At 70.0% G+C, this 17,122-nt stretch carries 16 protein-coding genes; 13 read left to right on the forward strand and 3 right to left on the reverse strand.

Translation table 11 applies throughout. The features are described from left to right. Positions 1-36 precede the first annotated feature (36 nt). The 9 genes from ACWDKQ_RS06270 to ACWDKQ_RS06310 all read left to right on the forward strand — a co-directional run bounded on the left by ACWDKQ_RS06270 (position 37) and on the right by ACWDKQ_RS06310 (position 9,911). Positions 37-546: a DUF4262 domain-containing protein gene (locus ACWDKQ_RS06270; RefSeq protein WP_450137686.1), complete on the forward strand. Its 510-nt coding sequence runs from the start codon at positions 37-39 to the stop codon at positions 544-546. A 118-nt stretch (positions 547-664) separates the two neighbouring features. Continuing rightward, positions 665-1,255 (forward strand): crossover junction endodeoxyribonuclease RuvC, encoded by a 591-nt coding sequence (gene ruvC, locus ACWDKQ_RS06275; RefSeq protein ID WP_450137687.1) that lies wholly within the window; start codon positions 665-667, stop codon positions 1,253-1,255. Beyond that, positions 1,252-1,851 (forward strand): Holliday junction branch migration protein RuvA, encoded by a 600-nt coding sequence (gene ruvA / locus ACWDKQ_RS06280; RefSeq protein WP_450137688.1) that lies wholly within the window; start codon positions 1,252-1,254, stop codon positions 1,849-1,851. The genes ruvC and ruvA overlap by 4 nt, the downstream gene beginning before the upstream one ends. A 10-nt stretch (positions 1,852-1,861) precedes the next feature. Next, positions 1,862-2,932 carry a Holliday junction branch migration DNA helicase RuvB gene (ruvB, locus tag ACWDKQ_RS06285; RefSeq protein WP_450137689.1) on the forward strand — a complete coding sequence of 357 codons (1,071 nt, stop codon included), beginning with the start codon at positions 1,862-1,864 and terminating at the stop codon, positions 2,930-2,932. A 372-nt stretch (positions 2,933-3,304) separates the two neighbouring features. Beyond that, complete coding sequence (gene yajC, locus ACWDKQ_RS06290; protein WP_450137690.1) at positions 3,305-3,688, forward strand: preprotein translocase subunit YajC; 384 nt, start codon at positions 3,305-3,307, stop codon at positions 3,686-3,688. Positions 3,689-4,068: 380 nt separating this feature from the next. Continuing rightward, positions 4,069-5,634 carry a protein translocase subunit SecD gene (gene secD, locus ACWDKQ_RS06295; protein ID WP_450137691.1) on the forward strand — a complete coding sequence of 522 codons (1,566 nt, stop codon included), beginning with the start codon at positions 4,069-4,071 and terminating at the stop codon, positions 5,632-5,634. Continuing rightward, the gene (secF, locus tag ACWDKQ_RS06300; RefSeq protein WP_450137692.1) at positions 5,631-6,812 is read left to right on the forward strand and encodes a protein translocase subunit SecF; all 1,182 of its coding nucleotides are present in this window, start codon (positions 5,631-5,633) and stop codon (positions 6,810-6,812) included. The genes secD and secF overlap by 4 nt, the downstream gene beginning before the upstream one ends. Next, positions 6,809-7,372, forward strand: a complete 564-nt coding sequence (locus tag ACWDKQ_RS06305) for an adenine phosphoribosyltransferase (RefSeq protein ID WP_450137693.1) — start codon at positions 6,809-6,811, stop codon at positions 7,370-7,372. Before secF ends, ACWDKQ_RS06305 begins: the two co-directional genes overlap by 4 nt. A gap of 223 nt (positions 7,373-7,595) precedes the next feature. Beyond that, positions 7,596-9,911, forward strand: coding sequence for a RelA/SpoT family protein (locus tag ACWDKQ_RS06310; RefSeq protein ID WP_450137694.1), 2,316 nt, complete (start codon positions 7,596-7,598; stop codon positions 9,909-9,911). Between the two features lie 146 nt (positions 9,912-10,057). On the opposite strand, the gene ACWDKQ_RS06315 is transcribed toward ACWDKQ_RS06310, so the two are convergent. Continuing rightward, entirely contained in the window at positions 10,058-10,894 is an 837-nt protein-coding gene (locus ACWDKQ_RS06315) for a peptidylprolyl isomerase (protein WP_450137695.1), read from the reverse strand. 184 nt (positions 10,895-11,078) lie between these two features. Between ACWDKQ_RS06315 and ACWDKQ_RS06320 the strand changes: the two genes are divergently transcribed. Genes ACWDKQ_RS06320 through ACWDKQ_RS06330 form a run of 3 tightly spaced genes read left to right on the forward strand, consistent with a single transcriptional unit; the run spans position 11,079 to position 13,683 of the window. After that, on the forward strand, positions 11,079-11,762 hold the full coding sequence (locus ACWDKQ_RS06320; RefSeq protein WP_450137696.1) for an MBL fold metallo-hydrolase: 684 nt from the start codon (positions 11,079-11,081) through the stop codon (positions 11,760-11,762). Between the two features lie 20 nt (positions 11,763-11,782). Continuing rightward, on the forward strand, positions 11,783-13,051 hold the full coding sequence (hisS, locus tag ACWDKQ_RS06325) for a histidine--tRNA ligase (RefSeq protein ID WP_450137697.1): 1,269 nt from the start codon (positions 11,783-11,785) through the stop codon (positions 13,049-13,051). Further along, positions 13,048-13,683, forward strand: coding sequence for a hypothetical protein (locus ACWDKQ_RS06330; protein WP_450137698.1), 636 nt, complete (start codon positions 13,048-13,050; stop codon positions 13,681-13,683). Before hisS ends, ACWDKQ_RS06330 begins: the two co-directional genes overlap by 4 nt. 91 nt (positions 13,684-13,774) lie before the next feature. Here the strand turns inward: ACWDKQ_RS06330 and ACWDKQ_RS06335 are convergent, their stop codons facing one another. Further along, complete coding sequence (locus ACWDKQ_RS06335) at positions 13,775-15,250, reverse strand: YibE/F family protein (RefSeq protein ID WP_450137699.1); 1,476 nt, start codon at positions 15,248-15,250, stop codon at positions 13,775-13,777. Between the two features lie 306 nt (positions 15,251-15,556). On the opposite strand from ACWDKQ_RS06335, the gene ACWDKQ_RS06340 reads away from it, so the two are divergent. After that, a complete protein-coding gene (locus tag ACWDKQ_RS06340) occupies positions 15,557-16,636 on the forward strand; it encodes an Rv2578c family radical SAM protein (RefSeq protein WP_450137700.1) in 1,080 nt (359 codons plus the stop codon). Positions 16,637-16,741: 105 nt separating this feature from the next. Here ACWDKQ_RS06340 and ACWDKQ_RS06345 read toward each other — a convergent pair whose 3' ends face one another. Next, positions 16,742-17,116: a hypothetical protein gene (locus ACWDKQ_RS06345; protein ID WP_450137701.1), complete on the reverse strand. Its 375-nt coding sequence runs from the start codon at positions 17,114-17,116 to the stop codon at positions 16,742-16,744. Positions 17,117-17,122 lie beyond the last annotated feature (6 nt).

The raw sequence follows: 17,122 nt of genomic DNA on the forward strand, positions 1-17,122 counted from the left end.
GGGTGCCGGCGGGGGCGGTTTTGGTTCGCGGGCAGAATGGCGGCCGTGGTCGACACTGATGAGGCTCTGCGCAAGTGGATGGTGAACACCGCGGACGAGCACGGCGCCGCGGTGATGCACGTGGCGGGCGACGACCGCGGCGCGGCGTACGCGTTCTCGGTGGGCGCGTGGCGGCGCTTCGGAAAGCCCGAGGTCGTCGTGATCGGGCTGCCCCAGGAGGTCGCGCACACGGTGGTAAACGCCTACGTGGAGCGGGTGGGCAGGGGCGAGCGGTTCCAGCCGGGGCAGCTCTACGACGGATTCCTGCAGGGCTGCCCGATCACCTTCGAGAAGGTCGCGTTGCAGCATTACCCGGAGTACCTGGGCAGCGCGTTCCTGGTCTACAACGGGCCGGACTTCCCGGCGGTGCAGCTGATCGCGTCGAGCCCGGAGGGCGGCAAGTTCCCCTGGCAGCCCGACGCGCCGGGCGGCTTCCGCGAGTACCAGCCGATCCTGACCGACAGTGGCCTGCCGGAGAGCTGGACCCCCGGCACCGACGGCCCCTGATGGCCCACGCCTTCCCGCATCGGGGGAAGCGCGCGCGTGTCGGTGCGGGGTCGGTGCTCGGCGTTTCGATAGGATTCGAACGAATGTTCATCAGGCGAGGGCTAGGGCGGGTGGCGTCGTGCGCGTGCTGGGAGTCGACCCCGGGCTGACCCGCTGCGGGCTCGGCGTGGTTGACGGCGGTAGGGGCCGGGAGGTCGCCTGCGTCGCGGTCGGCGTGGCGCGCACCCCGCCCGAGGACGAGCTGGCCAGTCGGCTGCTGGCGGTCGCCGACGTGGTGGAGCAGTGGATGGACGAGCACAGCCCCGAGGTGGTGGCGATCGAGCGTGTCTTCAGCCAGCACAACGTGCGCACCGTGATGGGCACCGCGCAGGTCTCCGGCGTCGTCGCGCTGACCGCCGCCCGGCGCAACCTGCCGGTGGCCTTCCACACGCCGAGCGAGGTCAAGGCCGCCGTCAGCGGTTCCGGCCGCGCCGACAAGCGCCAGGTCGCAATGATGATCACCAAGATCCTCGGGCTGGCTGCGACACCCAAACCGGCCGACGCCGCAGACGCGCTGGCGCTGGCGGTCTGTCACCTGTGGCGGGCCCCGATGGCGGCCCGGCTCGCCGCGGCGGAGGCCCGGGCAGCCGCGCTCGCCCGAAACCACCGCGCCCGGTTGAGGGCCGCACAACAGGCCACCCGGGCTCGAACAGGAGGGATTTCCCGATGATCTCTACGGTGCGAGGTCCGGTGCTGTCCGTCGGGCTGGACCACGCCGTGATCGAAGTCGGCGGCGTGGGCATGGCGGTGCACGCCACTCCGGTCACGCTGGCCGGGCTGCGTCGCGGCGAGGAGGCGCGGCTGTGGACGTCGCTGATCGTGCGCGAGGACTCGCTGACGCTCTACGGCTTTGCCGACGCCGAGGCCCGCGACCTCTTCGTGATGCTGCAGACCGCCTCCGGTGTCGGCCCCCGGCTCGCGCTGGCCACTCTCGCGGTACTCGCGCCCGACCGGCTCTGCCACGCGCTGGCCGACGGCAACCTGACGGTGCTCACGCAGGTGCCCGGCATCGGCAAGAAGAGCGCCGAGCGGCTGATCCTGGAGCTGCGCGACAAGGTCGGGGTGGTGGCCGGGACCGCGGCCGGTCCGGCGGCGACGGTGGACCGCGGCCAGGTCCGTTCTGAGGTGTCCGAGGCGCTGGTGGGCCTGGGCTTCTCGGCCAAGCAGGCCGAGCAGGGCGTCGAGGCCGTGCTGGCCGCGGGCAACGGCGACCTGGACACCTCGGCGGTGCTGCGCAAGGCGCTGGCCACCCTCGGCCCGAAGTGAGGTCGGCCTGATGTACGAGGACAACGGCGACTTGCCGCCGTCCGATGACGGCGTCTCCCTGACCCCGCACCAGGATTTGGGCGACCAGGACGTCGAGATGACGCTGCGCCCGCGCAAGCTGAGTGAGTTCGTGGGCCAGGCCCGGGTGCGCGAGCAGCTGGAACTGGTCCTGCACGCCGCGCTTAAGCGCGGCGAACAGCCCGACCACGTGCTGTTCTCCGGCCCGCCGGGGCTGGGCAAGACCAGCCTCTCGATGATCATCGCTACCGAGCTCGGCGCCTCGATCCGGGTCACCTCCGGCCCGGCCCTGGAGCGCCCCGGCGACCTCGCGGCGATGCTGTCCAACCTCGCCGAGGGCGACGTGCTGTTCATCGACGAGATCCACCGGATCGCCCGGCCCGCCGAGGAGATGCTCTACCTGGCGATGGAGGACTACCGGGTGGACATCGTGGTCGGCAAGGGCCCGGGGGCAACCAGCATCCCGCTGGAGCTGGCCCCGTTCACGCTGGTCGGGGCCACTACCCGGTCCGGTGCCCTGACCGGGCCGCTGCGCGACCGGTTCGGCTTCACGGCGCACATGGAGTTCTACACCGCGGCGGAGTTGGAGCAGGTGGTGCGCCGCTCGGCCGGGATTTTGGGCGTGGACCTGCGCGATGACGGGGCCGTCGAGATCGCCGGCCGGTCCCGGGGCACCCCGCGAATCGCCAACCGGCTGCTGCGGCGGGTCCGCGACTTCGCGGAGGTGCGGGCCGATGGAGCGGTGACCCGCGAGATCGCGCGGGCGGCGCTGGAGGTCTACGACGTCGACGAGATCGGCCTGGACCGGCTGGACCGGGCCGTGCTCGGGGCGCTGATCAGGTCCTTCCGCGGGGGCCCGGTGGGGATCTCGACGCTGGCGGTCGCGGTCGGCGAGGAGCCCAGCACCGTCGAGGAGGTCTGCGAGCCGTACCTGGTGCGGGCCGGCATGCTCGCCCGCACCCCGCGCGGCCGGGTCGCGACGGTGGCCGCGTGGCAACACCTGGGCATGACGCCGCCGCAGCACGCGCCCGGAGAGTCGCAGGCAGACCTCTTCGGCGAGTGATCGAATAGTGACAGATCGCCGATACTGTGTCCCACGCCCAGCCATCGGCTCGCCGTCGGGGTGCTGGTCCGTGCTTGCGGCGTGACGTTATCCTCCTCACGTCCCGCTCGGTGGAGACGAGCCGTGTCAAGCGGCGCCGCCGGAGGGGTGGTGTGCAGCGCGGCAGGCACGAACCGTGCCCCGCGCGAGAGCGGGGAGGCGCATCCGCGAATAGCTCGCGATCCGCTACCGCGTGCCGTGGAGACTCTCCTGGTTCCCAGCGGGAGATGACGTCGACCCGAGTTGACCTGGCACACTGGGGCAGAACATCCGAACAATTCGGGCGCAGTACTGCGAGGGCTGGGCCCCGAAGCGTCCGCTGAACGGAGCACGATGGACCTCCAATCCCTGATTCTTCCGCTGCTGATCGTCCTGCTGGCGGTGCCGCTGTTCCTGCAGGCCCGCAAGCAGAAGCGCACGATGGCCGAGCAGCAGAAGCTGCAGAACTCGATCACCCCCGGCGACAAGGTGATGACCACCTCCGGCGTGTTCGGCACCGTCGTCAGCACCAGCGACGACAGCATCGACCTGGAAATCGCGCCGGGCATGACCACCACCTGGGTGCGCGCCGCGGTCCGCGAGAAGGTCAACACCGACACCGCAGTGGAGGCGAAGAAGGACGAGGCTCCGGCCGAGACGGACAGCGCTGAGGCCGCCGTGATCACGGAGTCGAAGGCCGAGGTCGCCGAGCCGATCGAAGGGCAAAAGATCAACTGACGTCCGACGGGACGTTCCCGCGCCACCGGGTGCCGCTGCGGCACCCGGCAGGCAGGGCCGTCGCCGCCCGGGGCGCGACGCGGGCACCGGTTCTCCGGGCCCGCGTCCGTGCGTAGTGGTTGATCAACGCACAGTTGCCACCCGGGCCGGTAGCGCTCGCACCGGTCCTGTCAGACTGGGAAGAGGAATGCGGTGATCCGCCACTCTGTAGTGGCGAAGATCGCCAAGAGATCGCGCCGATCGGGGAAACCTGGCGAACCCGGCTGTAGGTTGGCGGCGTGCGGTGGAACCGTCCGCCGCGGCTCGCGCAGTTCGGCAGGTGACGCCTATGCGAACCGACCGCGCACCCGATACGGACCGTGGACAGGAGAACTGACGCCGTGGCACCTCCGGCCGGGCAGATTCGCCCAGGGCGTTATCTGGCGATCTTCGCGCTGATCGTCGTGGGGCTGTACGCACTGGTGTTCTTCACCGGTGACGGCAAGCCGGCGCCGAAACTCGGGATCGACCTGCAGGGCGGCACCCGCGTGACGCTGACGGCTCGCACGCCGGACGGCAAGCCGCCCACGACCGAGTCGCTTAACCAGGCCCGGCAGATCATCGAGACCCGCGTCAACGGCATGGGCATCAGCGGTTCCGAGGTGACCCGGGACGGCAACAACCTGGTGATCACCGTGCCGGGCGTGGGCGGTGAGGAAGCCAAGCAGCTGGGGCAGACCGCCGAGCTGAACTTCCGCAAGGTCGTAAACTCGGTGCCCGCGGCGCCCCCGCCGCCGGCGGGGACCACCCCGCAGCAGGTCGCGCCGCCGCCCGGGCCGGGCGACCAGCAGAAGGCGATCGACGAGGCGAAGGCGCTCCGGCAGAGCACCGACCCGAACGTCCAGATGCAGGCGCTCCAGTCGCTGAACTGCGCCGCCGAGGACCCGCTGCGCGGCAACGACGATCCGAAGCTGCCGCTGGTCACCTGCGACCGGGCGGGCCAGCAGAAGTACCTGCTGGAGCCGGTGTTCCTGCCGGGCAAGGAGGTCGCGAACGCGCAGGCCGTGCCGCCGCAACCGCAGGCCGGGCGGCCGGGCTGGACGGTGTCGCTGGACTTCAAGAGCGAGGGCGCCAAGGTCTGGGCCGACTTCACTTCCGCCAACGTCGGTCAGCAGGCCGCGTTCGTGCTGGACACCGAGGTCGTGTCGGCGCCGGAGATCCAGCAGGCCCTGCTGGGCGGCAACGCCAGCATCAACGGGCAGTTCAACCAGGAGAGCGCCACCGACCTGGCCAACATCCTCAAGTACGGGTCGCTCCCGCTGGCCTTCGACCAGTCCGAGGCCGAGACGGTGTCGGCGACCCTCGGGGTGGCCTCGCTGGAGGCGGGCCTGATCGCTGGCGGCATCGGCTTGGTGCTGGTCGCGGTGTACTGCCTGCTCTACTACCGGCTGCTGGGCATCCTGACCGTCCTGTCGTTGGCCCTCTCTGGTGGCGTGGTCTACGCGGTGCTGGTGCTGCTCGGCCGCTGGGTCGGCTTCACCCTCGACCTGGCCGGCATCGCCGGTTTCATCGTCGCGATCGGCATCACCGCGGACTCGTTCATCGTGTTCTTCGAGCGGCTCAAGGACGAGATCCGCGAGGGCCGCACGTTCCGCTCGGCGGTGCCGCGGGCTTGGTCCCGGGCCCGGCGCACGATCCTGTCCGCCGACGCGGTCAGCTTCCTGGCCGCCGCGGTGCTGTACGTGCTCGCCGTCGGCCAGGTGAAGGGCTTCGCCTTCACCCTGGGCATGTCGACGGTGCTGGACCTGGTCGTGGTCTTCCTCGTCACGCATCCGCTGGTGGCGATGGCTTCGAAGAACAAGTTCCTGTCCAAGCCCTCGGTTTCCGGCCTGGGGGCGGTGCAACGGCTCGGTGACCAGTACCGGGCCGCCCGCAAGGCCGCCGCGACCACCGCCAAGGAGGCGTGAAGGTGACGACTCCAGGAACGGAAGGCGCCCAGCGCGGAAGCGTCTTCCACCGCCTCTACACCGGAACCGGTGCCTTCGACATCGTCGGCAAGCGTTCCCGGTGGTACATCTCGCTGGGCCTGCTGGTGCTGGTGTGCCTCGGCGCCATCGGGTTCAAGGGCTTCAACCTCGGCATCGACTTCGAAGGCGGCACGAAGATCCAGATGCCTGCGGTCGGCGTCCAGGGACCGATCCAGTCCGACCAGGTGCAGGCCGCGTTCCAGGACGCGCTGGGCCACCCGGCCGAGACGGTGCAGATCGCCGGTTCCGGGGGCAACCAGAGCATTCAGATCCGCTCGTCTTCGCTGACCACCGACCAGGTCGCTGCCGTCAAGCAGTCGCTGTTCAACGAGCTCCAGCCGCTGAACGCGCAGGGCGCCCCGAGCCAGCAGGTGATCAGCGACAGCGCTGTCAGCGGCACCTGGGGTGGCGAGATCACCCAGCAGGCGCTGATCGCGCTGGGCGTGTTCCTGGTGCTGGTCACGATCTTCCTGGCGCTCTACTTCGAGAAGTGGATGGCGGTGGCGGCGCTGGTCGCGCTGCTGCACGACGTCGTGGTGACCGCCGGGATCTACTCGCTGGTCGGCTTCGAGGTCACGCCGAGCACGGTCATCGGCCTGCTGACCATCCTCGGATTCTCGCTGTATGACACGGTGGTGGTCTTCGACAAGGTCAAGGAGAACACTCGCGGCCTGCTCGGGCTGACCCGCCGCACCTACGGCGAGGCCGCGAACCTCGCGGTCAACCAGACCCTGATGCGCTCGATCAACACCTCGGTGATCGCGCTGCTGCCGGTGATCGGGCTGCTGGTGGTGGGCGCCGGGCTCCTCGGCGTCGGCGTGCTGCAGGACCTGGCGCTGGTGCAGATGGTCGGCATGATCATCGGTGTGGTGTCGTCGATCTTCCTGGCCACGCCGCTGCTGGTGGACTTCAAGATGCGTGAGCCGAAGTTCCGGGAGCACGCGGCGAAGGTGCGGCAACGCCGCGAGCGTGCCGCCGTCAAGGCCGCCGGGGACGAGGTCCCGGCGGAACCGAAGCGCGCGGCCGAGCCGAAGCCCGCCGTCGCGGCAGGCTCGGGTTCGCGCGGTGGGCGTCCCGGTGGCAAGGCGAGCCGCCCGTCGGGGAAGAGGCGGCGTTGACCGCGGAGGAAACGGCTATTTCCGTCCAGGTGACCGACGAGACCGATCACGCGCTCCGGCAGGCGGCGCAGCTGATCCGGGAGGTGCCGGACTTCCCCGAACCGGGGGTGCGCTTCCGCGACATCAGCCCGCTGCTGGCAGCCGGTGCCGGGCTGAACGCCGTGGTGTTGGCGCTGGGCAGGGACATCGAGTTCGACGTCGTGGCCGGTGTCGAGGCGCGCGGCTTCCTGGTCGGCGCGGCGGTGGCGCAGGAGTTCGGAACTGGCGTGATCGGGCTGCGCAAGCCCGGCAAGCTGCCGGTGGTCGCGGACCGGGTGGACTACACCCTGGAGTACGGCCGCGCCACGCTGGAGCTCCCGGCGGACACGCTGCGCGCCGGTCAGCGGGTCCTGATCGTGGACGACGTGCTGGCTACCGGTGGCACCCTCGGCGCGGCGTGCCGCCTGGTCCGCCAGGCCGGTGCCGCCGTCGCGGCGGCGGCCGTGGTCCTCGAGCTGACCGCGCTGGAAGGCCGCGACAAGATCATGGGCGAGACCGTCCGGGCCCTGCTGCAGGCCTGATTCGTCGAGCTGAGGGGCATTCGTGACCTGCTGACGGGTCGTGGGTGCCCTTCGCCGTGCTGATCAGTCGGGCTGAAGTTCCTGGGTCCGTCGACTGCGCCAGGTGACCGCTGGGCGTATCACACCCGGACCAGGGAAGGTCCGTAGTCCGGATGGCGTTATCCTCAGTGTCCGGGTCCCCCGGACCTGGGACGAGAGCAATGCCTGAGCCCGGGAGCGTGCGGTGAGCCAACACGTCGAATCTCCTGCTGCGGCGACCGATCCGGTTGCCGAGCCGAGGGCGGCCTCCGCGACGCGTCGAGTCCGCGCCCGGCTGGCCAGGAAGATCACGGCGCAGCGGGCCACTCCGGTGAAGCAGGTGCTGGAGCCACTGGCCACGGTGCATCGCGAACTTCACCCGCAGGCGGATCTCGCGCTGCTGCAGCGCGCCTACGACGTCGCCGAGGAGAAGCACAGCAGCCAGCGGCGAAAATCCGGAGACCCCTACATCACGCATCCGCTGGCGGTCGCGACGATCTTGGCCGAGCTCGGCATGGACACCACCACGCTGGTGGCCGGGCTGCTGCACGACACTGTCGAGGACACCGACTACTCGCTGGACAAGCTCGGCGCCGAGTTCGGCGACGAGGTGACGCACCTGGTCGACGGGGTCACCAAGCTGGACAAGGTCAAGCTGGGTGCCGCCGCCGAGGCCGAGACCATCCGCAAGATGATCATCGCGATGGCGCGGGACCCGCGGGTGCTGGTGATCAAGCTCGCCGACCGGCTGCACAACATGCGCACCATGCGCTTCCTGCCACCGGAGAAGCAGGCCCGCAAGGCGCGGGAAACCCTCGAAGTGCTGGCGCCGCTGGCGCACCGGCTGGGCATGGCCACCATCAAGTGGGAGCTGGAGGACCTGGCGTTCGCCATCCTGCAGCCCAAGAAGTACGACGAGATCGTGCGCCTGGTGGCCAACCGCGCGCCGTCCCGGGACACCTATCTGCGCACCGTCATCCACGAGCTCTCGCACCAGCTCGACACGGCCCGCCTGGCCGCGAAGGTGGAGGGCCGCCCCAAGCACTACTACTCCATCCACCAGAAGATGATCGTGCGGGGCCGGGACTTCGACGACATCCACGACTTGGTGGGCGTCCGGATCCTGGTCGACGAAGTGCGCGACTGCTACGCCGCGATGGGCGTGGTGCATGCGCTGTGGCAGCCGATGCCCGGCCGGTTCAAGGACTACATCGCCCAGCCTCGCTTCGGCGTCTACCAGTCGCTGCACACCACGGTGATCGGCCCTGAGGGCAAGCCGCTGGAAGTGCAGATCCGCACTCACGAGATGCACCGCACCGCCGAGTACGGCATCGCGGCGCACTGGCGGTACAAGGAGACCAAGGGCCGCAACGGCGGCGGGCAGTCGACCGTCGAGGTCGACGAGATGGCGTGGATGCGGCAGCTGCTCGACTGGCAGCGGGAGGCCGCAGACCCCGGCGAGTTCCTGGAGTCGCTGCGCTACGACCTCGCGACCAGGGAGATCTTCGTCTTCACGCCGAAGGGCGACGTGATCACACTGCCGTCCGGCTCCACCCCGGTGGACTTCGCGTACGCGGTGCACACCGAGGTCGGTCACCGCTGCATCGGCGCCCGCGTCAACGGCCGGCTGGTGGCGTTGGAGCGCAAGCTGGAGAACGGCGAGGTCGTCGAGATCTTCACGTCCAAGGCGGAGGGCTCCGGCCCGAGCCGGGACTGGCTGTCGTTCGCGGCCTCGCCGCGCGCCAAGACGAAGATCAAGCAGTGGTTCGCCAAGGAACGCCGCGAGGAGGCGATCGAGTCCGGCAAGGAGCTGATCGCCAAGGAAATCCGGCGGCTCGGCCTGCCGGTGCAGCGCCTGGTGTCGGCCGAGACGCTTGGTGCGGTGGCCCGCGAGTTGCACTACGTCGACGTCACCGGGCTGTACGCGGCGGTGGGGGAGAAGCAGCTGTCGGCGCAGCACCTGGTGCAGCGCCTGGTTGCGTTCATCGGCGGACCAGAGCAGGCGGCCGACGAGATCGCGGAGCGTTCGACGCCGTCAACCCTGCGCGGCAAGCGCCGCAGCAGCGGCGACTCCGGTGTCGTGGTCAAGGACGCCGGGGATGTGTGGGCGAAGCTGGCGCGCTGCTGCACGCCGGTTCCGGGCGACGAGATCCTGGGCTTCGTGACCCGCGGCGGCTGGGTGAGCGTGCACCGCACGGACTGCACCAACGCCGACGACCTGCGCCGCACGCCCGAGCGGCTGGTCGAGCTGTACTGGGCGCCGTCGGCGTCGTCGGTGTTCCTGGTCGCGATCCAGGTGGAAGCCCTCGACCGGCACCGGCTGCTCTCCGACGTCACCAAGGTGCTGGCGGACGAGCGGGTGAACATCCTGTCGGCATCGGTGACGACATCGAACGACCGGGTGGCGGTCAGCCGCTTCTCCTTCGAGATGGGCGATCCGAAGCACCTGGGCCACGTCCTCAAGGCGGTCCGCAACATCGAGGGCGTCTACGACGTCTACCGGGTGACCTCGGCGGCGTGAAACTGTTCTCCGGGCTCGTTTTGCTGTCCTCGCGAGTGAAGGGGCGCAGCCCGCAGGCTGCGGTTTGCAAGTTCCATTGAAATCGAATTTCCGATTTCAATGGAACTTGCGCCGAAGAGCAGGCCGCGCCCCTCTTTCGCGTTCGGTCAGGCTTGGACGTCGACCTTCTCGAAGGTGACGTTCTCCTTCGGGTGGCCGCCGCCCGGCGACGGCTCGAACGCGCCGTCGTGGCCCGCACGGGCGATGCCGTCGATGACCTGCAGGCCTTCCTCGGAGATCGTGCCGAACACGGTGTAGTCCGGCGACAGCGGAGCATCGCCGAAAACCATGAAGAACTGGCTGCCGTTGGTGTTCGGCCCCGCGTTTGCCATCGCTAGGTATCCGCGCCCGTACTGCAACTCCGGGAAAGTCTCGTCGTCGAAGGTGTAGCCGGGGCCGCCGGAACCTTTGCCCGTCGGGTCACCGCACTGCAACATCTGCAGGCCTTCGGTGCCGATCCGGTGGCACGACGTGCCGTCGTAGTAGCTCTGCTTGGCCAGGTTGATGAAGCTGTTGACGGTGCACGGGGCCAACGCGCGATCGAGCGTCAGCGGGATCGCGCCGTGGTTGGTGTTGACGGTGACCTGCACGGTGCCTTTGGACGACACCTCGCCGTTGGTAGGTGGCTGAACCGGCTTGCTCGCACCCTTGCTGTCCGGCTTGTACTCGCAGGAAACCGGGTCCGGTAGCGGCGTCGGCCGGGCCGGCGGCGGTGCGAGCTGGGTGGGGATCTGGATCTCCGGCTGCGCCTGCGGCGACTGCCGCTGCGCCGTGTCGCTTCCCGTGCGGGTGAAGTAGAAGACGCCCACCACGGCCGCGATGACCACGACGATCGTCGCGCCGATGGTGATCACCCGGCGTCGCTTGGCTTGCTCCGCACGGCGCTGCAACTGGCGTTCGAGCTTCCGCTTGGCCGCCTGGCGACGTTGCTCGTTGCTGGGCACCTGCTCCCTCCCCGGATTCGGTGAACCTGATGTCGTCCGGGGAGTTTATGGGGTCGGTCGCGGACCGTTGCTGAGAGTCTGCGCATCGCGCGTGCCGCGCGCGAAGGCGCACGTGGGCGGGACGATAACCTTGGGACAACCGACCCGCTCCATCGGGTGTCGCCGCAACGAAAGGTTGCACTTCGTGCTTGTCCTCGGGTTCCCGGCCGGACCGCTGCAGGCGAACTGCTACGTGCTCGCGCGCGGGGAAGGCGAACCCTGCGTCGTCGTGGATCCCGGTCAGGACGCCGTGCCGCCGCTGGACGAACAGCTGCGCAAGCACCGGCTCGCGCCCGCCGCGGTGCTGCTCACTCACGGGCACTTCGACCACGCCTTCTCCGCAAGTCAGGTGTGCGCCGCGCACGACGTGCCCGCCCACGTCCACCCGGCCGACCGGTTCATGCTCGACGACCCGGGCGCCGCGCTCGGCCCGGCCGGCCGGCAGCTGTTCGGCGACGGCCCGGTGATGGACGTGCCAGCCGACGTCCGCGACCTCGCCGATGGCGACGTGCTGGAACTCGCCGGGCTGCGCTTCGACGTCACGCACACCCCGGGCCATACCGGCGGATCGGTGCTGTTCGGCGTCCGGACCGACGAGGGCGGGCGGCTGCTGCTCTCCGGCGACACCCTCTTCGCTGGTGCCATCGGGCGCACCGATCTGCCCGGCGGCGACCACAGCCGGATGCTCGAGTCGCTGAGCACCAAGGTGCTGCCGCTGGACGACGAGACCCTCGTGCTGCCGGGCCACGGATCGACCACCACCATCGGGCGCGAACGCGCGGGCAACCCGTTCCTGCAGGGTCTGCCGGCGTCCGAAGCCACTTCCTGACGAGGACTGAACTACCACTCATGAGCACGTTCACCGCACCCAAGGGCATCCCGGAGTACTACCCGCCGGAGTCGGCGGGCTTCCTGGCGGTCCGAGACACCCTGGCCGACGCCGCGCGCCGCGCCGGCTACGGCTACATCGAGCTGCCGCTGTTCGAGGACACCACCCTGTTCGCGCGCGGCGTCGGGGAGTCCACCGACGTCGTCTCCAAAGAGATGTACACCTTCGCCGACCGCGGCGGCCGGTCTTTGACGCTGCGCCCGGAGGGCACGGCGGGAGTGATGCGCTCGGTCATCGAGCACGGCCTCGACCGCGGCCAGCTTCCGGTGAAGCTGTACTACAGCGGCGCCTTCTTCCGCTACGAGCGGCCGCAGGCCGGACGCTACCGGCAGCTGCAGCAGATCGGAGTGGAGGCGATCGGCGTTGACGATCCGGGGCTGGACGCTGAGGTCATCGCGATCGCCGACGAGGGCTACCGGCGGCTGGGGCTCACCGGGCACCGCATCGAGGTCACCTCGCTCGGCGACAACTCCTGCCGCCCCGCCTACCGAGCGAAGCTGCAGGAGTTCCTGCGCGGGCTGCCGCTGGACGAGGAGACCCGGCGCCGCGCCGAGCTCAACCCGCTGCGGGTGCTCGACGACAAGCGGCCGGAGGTGCGCGAAATGGTCGCCGACGCCCCGCTGATGGTCGACCACCTCTCGGTGGCGGCCAAGGAGCACTACGAGCAGGTCAAGGCGCACCTGATGGACCTCGGCGTGCAGTTCGTGGAGAACCCGCGCCTGGTGCGGGGCCTGGACTACTACACCAAGACCACCTTCGAGTTCGTCCACGACGGGCTCGGCGCGCAGTCAGGCATCGGCGGCGGTGGGCGCTACGACGGCTTGATGGCCGATCTCGGCGGGCAGGAGTACTCCGGCGTCGGCTTCGGGCTCGGTGTCGACCGCACCCTGCTGGCCTGCCGGGCCGAGGGGCTGGCTGTCGGGGACCAGGCGCGCTGCGACGTGTACTGCGTGCCGATGGGCGAGACCGCCAAGCGCCGCCTGGTGGCGGCTGCGGGCGGACTGCGGGCCGCCGGGGTCCGGGTCGACGTCGCCTACGGCGGCAAGGGCCTCAAGGGCGCGATGAAGGCGGCGGACCGCTCGGGTGCCCGCTTCGCGCTGGTGCTCGGCGAACGCGACCTCGAAGCCGGCACCGCGCAGCTCAAGGAGCTGGTCAGCGGCGAGCAGCGCGCGGTCGCGCTGGATTCGCTGGTGGACGAGGTCCGGGCCGCCGTGGCGGAGCAGAGATGACCGGAGTCGAGACGATTGCGCTGGATCTGCTGGATCGCAAGACGATTCGGATCCGGGCTCGCAACGTCGCGATCGCCGCGCTGATCGTCGCTGCCGCGCTGGGCGGCATCGTGAGCCTGTTCGCGGGCCCCCCGGGCTTCGCTATCACCGCGGCGATCGTGGCAATCCCGTTGCTGCTGCTGGCTTTTGCGGAATCCCGCAAGACCATCGCGTTGCGCGGCAGCGAGCTGGTGGCGCGCGCGGTGGGAACCCGAGTGGTCGATGTGTTGGCCGCGGAACGCTTCGACTTGTTCGTCACCGACCTGCGCGGCGCGCGGACGATCAACCTGCTGATCGGCGGGCCGCCCAAGGGCAAGGCGATCAGCGTTTCGCTGGCGCTGTACGCGGGCACCGGCGGCCGGGAACTCGGGATTCTTGCGCTGCGTCGGCTGGCGGACACGCTGGCCGGTTCGGCCGATACCCGGGCGCTGGTGCTCTCGCAGCTGATCGTGACCCAGCTGCGGGCGGAGGCTCGCGGCGACGCGGCCCCGGACCGCCCGCTGTACCGGCTCGCATCTGTCGCACCGCCGGGCCGGATGACGCAGCGCCTGCATCCCGACGCGGTCGCCAAGTTCGTAGCGGCCCTGGGCTAGCCGTTCCACGCAGCTGTCCCCCGGCCAGGGGTGTTGGTGCGCCAGCATGCGGCGTCGGGCGCGTTTTCGGCCTCGTCCCGCAGCCGGATGGTCAGCGGCCTGGCCTGCGGTTCGGCGGACGCCACCACACCGTCGCCGTCTCCGAGCCGGTGGCAGCGCCACGCCCCACGCGATCCGCGACCGAGCTCCCGCTGCGGCCCGCTGCGGCCTTCGCGGGCTCCCGAACCGCTACCGCGGCGGCGATCGCCGTCGTGATCGGCACCGCCGCCACCAGGCCGATGCTGCCGACGAGGGTGCGCACCACTTCCTGCGCCACCGCCTGCGAGCTCACCACCTCGCCGAAGGTCCGACCGGAGAGCGTGTAGGCCAGCAGCATGGGCAGGGCTGCGCCCGCGTAGGCCAAGACCAGGGTGTTCACCGCCGATGACACGTGGTCGCGGCCGATCCGCTGCCCCGCCTTGTAGAGCTGCCGCCAGGACATTGCCGGGTCGGCCTTGCGCAGCTCCCACACGGCACTGGTCTGGGTCACCGTCACGTCGTCGAGCACGCCCAGCGCACCGATCACGATCCCGGCCAGCAGCAGCCCACGCGCGTCGATCGGCGCCCCCAGCACGCCCATCAGACTGGACGTGTCCTCGTCCAGCCCGGTCAGGCTGGTGACCGCCGAAAAGGCCGCGCTGAGCACGCCGATCAGGGCGAGGCTCAGCAGGGTGCCCAGCACCGCGGTCGAGGTCCGCGCGGAGAAGCCGTGCGTCAGGTAGAGCACCACGAACATGATCAGCCCGGCCCCGACCACCGCCACCAGCAGCGGATCCTGGCCTGCGAGGATGGCGGGCAGCACGAAGGCGACCAGCACGACGAAGCTCAGCCCGAGCGCGACCAGCGCGGCCAGGCCCTGCCAGCGGCCGAGCACGATCACCGCCGCGGCGAACACCAGCGCCAGAACCAGCAGCGGCGCGCCGCGCTGGAAGTCGACGACCTGGTAGGACGTCGGGTCGTCGGGGTTGGCTCCGGCGTAGCTCAGCACCACCCGGTCATCGACGGCGAAGCGCGGCGAGCCGGGGTCGGTCGGCACCACCTGCTGGATGGTCTGACCGGGCCGCGGGCCGTCCTGCATCCGCACACCGAGCACGATGCAGCCGCCCTGATCAGGCGAGTCCTGGGTGCAGGAGCCGACGACGGCGGAGACGACCTCGGCGTTGACCGGGTCCTGGCCGAACCCGAGATCGGCGCCTGTGCGCTGCTGGTGGCCGAATGGGTAGAGCAGCAGTACGCCGATGATGGCGGCCAGCGCGAAGGGCACCAGCGCGATCGCGAGCACCCTCTTGACCTGTTTCGACGCCGGCTCGGCGGGGCCGTGTCCGTGGCCATGCCCGTGCGCGGTGCTGCTGTAGGAGCTGGGGCTGCGACCGCGTTGCGCCTGCGCGGGACTCGCTTTGTGCTGAGGTGCTTGATCCCTGGCGTCCTGCGCCCGGTGGGTCTGGTCGCGATCGGCGGCTCGGCGGTGGCGTGCCCGGTGGCCGCCTATGGGCTCGGGAGGCTCTCCGGCGGGACGGCGATCGGTCACCGGGCAATTATGCGGACCGCTCACCGAGCGACCACCGCTGCGGTACCCGACGACCCTCCGTCGCCGCCGTCTCCCCCGGGGGAAGGCGAATCCGGACCTGGGCTCCGAGCTGTCGCGAGACAAAAGGATCCACAATGGACATTCGCTCGCGCGGATGTGGCAGCCGTTGCGGGTGTTTCCGATGGGTTCGTCGTTTCGCCGAACTCGTCCGGTCGGGATTTGCCACGTGCGTTGGGGTTTACACGAAAGGTGGGTGTCCGTTCAAGGCGCTCGACATGATCTCGAAACTGTGTTCGAATTCAGTTCATGCGATGGGAACAGCAACGGGTCACGCCTCCGGCCGGGGATGCGCCGGAACTGCCGCTCGTGCTGCCGGAGCCGCAGGCACGGTCCGGCGGGCGCGCGGGCCTGCGGTTGCCGGATCCGGTGCCGATCGGGGCGGGCACCGCCGAGGCCTACGCGATCGAGATCCATGCCAAAACGATCATTAACCGGGTGCCGGCCCCGGCCAGGGTGCCGTTCGGGTGGACCATCAACCCGTACCGGGGTTGCGGCCACGCTTGCAGGTATTGCTTCGCGAGACGTACCCACACGTACTTGGACCTGGATGCGGGTCACGACTTCGACAGCAAGATCGTCGTCAAGATCAACGCCGGGACGTTGTTGCGCAAGGAGCTGGCCAGCCCGCGGTGGAGGGGTGAGGCGATCGCGATGGGCACAAACACCGACCCGTACCAGCGCGCCGAAGGCCGCTACCGGCTGATGCGGGAGATCATCGCGGCGCTGCGGGACCGTGCGAACCCGTTCTCGATTCTCACCAAGGGGACGCTGATCCTGCGCGACTTGGACCTGATTACGGAGGCTGCGCAGCGGACCAGGGTGTCGGTGGCGGTGTCGGTGGGGTCGGTTGATGAGGCTTTGTGGCGGGCGGTGGAGCCGGGGGCGCCGTCGCCGTTGCGGCGTCTCGATGTTGTGCGGCGGTTTGCCGAGGCGGGGATCGGGTGCTCGGTGTTGATGGCGCCGATCCTGCCGGGGCTCAGCGACGCGCCGGAGCAGATCGACCGCACCGTGGCCGCCCTCTGGGGGGCGGGCGCCTCGGACGTGACGCCGCTGGTCCTGCATCTGCGACCGGGCGCGCGCGAGTGGTACCACGCCTGGCTCAGCCGCGAGCGACCCGATCTGCTGCCGCTGTACGAGCGGCTGTACCGCAACGGCGCGTATGCCCCGAAGTCGTATCAGCGGGAAGTTACCGACCGCGTCGAGCAGGCCAAGCGTCGTCATGGATTGGCGCACCCGCAGCGACCGGAGAACTTCCGCACACAGCATCATGATCCGCCGCAGTCCGACGCGGACCGCGACCGGGAGCGTCAGCTCTCTCTGCTGTGACGCGGGGCCGACGAACTCCGCGACAGTCAAGGCGCAGGCAGACGCGAAAGCGCCCGCCGGGCCGTGGTGCCGGGCGGGCGCTTCGTGGTCGCCGACGACTGCTGATCAAGCCGTGTGCGGCGCGACCTCGTGCTCAATGCGCTCGAAGATGTCCGAATCGGTCTCGCGCTGCCATTGGGGCATGTCCGCCCAGTCAGCGACGTAGGCGGGCTTGGGGTCGGCGAAGTGCATGTAAATCTGGCCGGTCCAGCACAGTGCGACGAACCGGCCTTTCTGCTCGCGGGTGAGGTTGGCAGCGTTGCCGTCGGTGGCCTCGATAAAGTCGTGAACCTGCTGGTACACGGCTGCGGCGCTGGCGCGCTCCCAATCGGGCGTGTCCTCCCACGGGGCGATGTAGCCGGGCTTCGGCTCGCCGGGGTAGTACTTGTTCACCCCGGCGATCCACGCCTCGCGGAAGATACGACCCTTCTCGTCCGACACTGAACC

This window comes from Saccharopolyspora sp. NPDC000995 (assembly GCF_053599315.1).

Bases quoted from the DNA above. Each gene is read 5' to 3' on its own strand.
- ACWDKQ_RS06340 (WP_450137700.1), top strand. From the start codon at position 15,557: ATGCGATGGGAACAGCAACGGGTCACGCCTCCGGCCGGGGATGCGCCG.
- yajC (WP_450137690.1), top strand. From the start codon at position 3,305: ATGGACCTCCAATCCCTGATTCTTCCGCTGCTGATCGTCCTGCTGGCG.
- ruvA (WP_450137688.1), top strand. From the start codon at position 1,252: ATGATCTCTACGGTGCGAGGTCCGGTGCTGTCCGTCGGGCTGGACCAC.
- ACWDKQ_RS06330 (WP_450137698.1), top strand. From the start codon at position 13,048: ATGACCGGAGTCGAGACGATTGCGCTGGATCTGCTGGATCGCAAGACG.
- hisS (WP_450137697.1), top strand. From the start codon at position 11,783: ATGAGCACGTTCACCGCACCCAAGGGCATCCCGGAGTACTACCCGCCG.
- ACWDKQ_RS06270 (WP_450137686.1), top strand. From the start codon at position 37: ATGGCGGCCGTGGTCGACACTGATGAGGCTCTGCGCAAGTGGATGGTG.
- ruvB (WP_450137689.1), top strand. From the start codon at position 1,862: ATGTACGAGGACAACGGCGACTTGCCGCCGTCCGATGACGGCGTCTCC.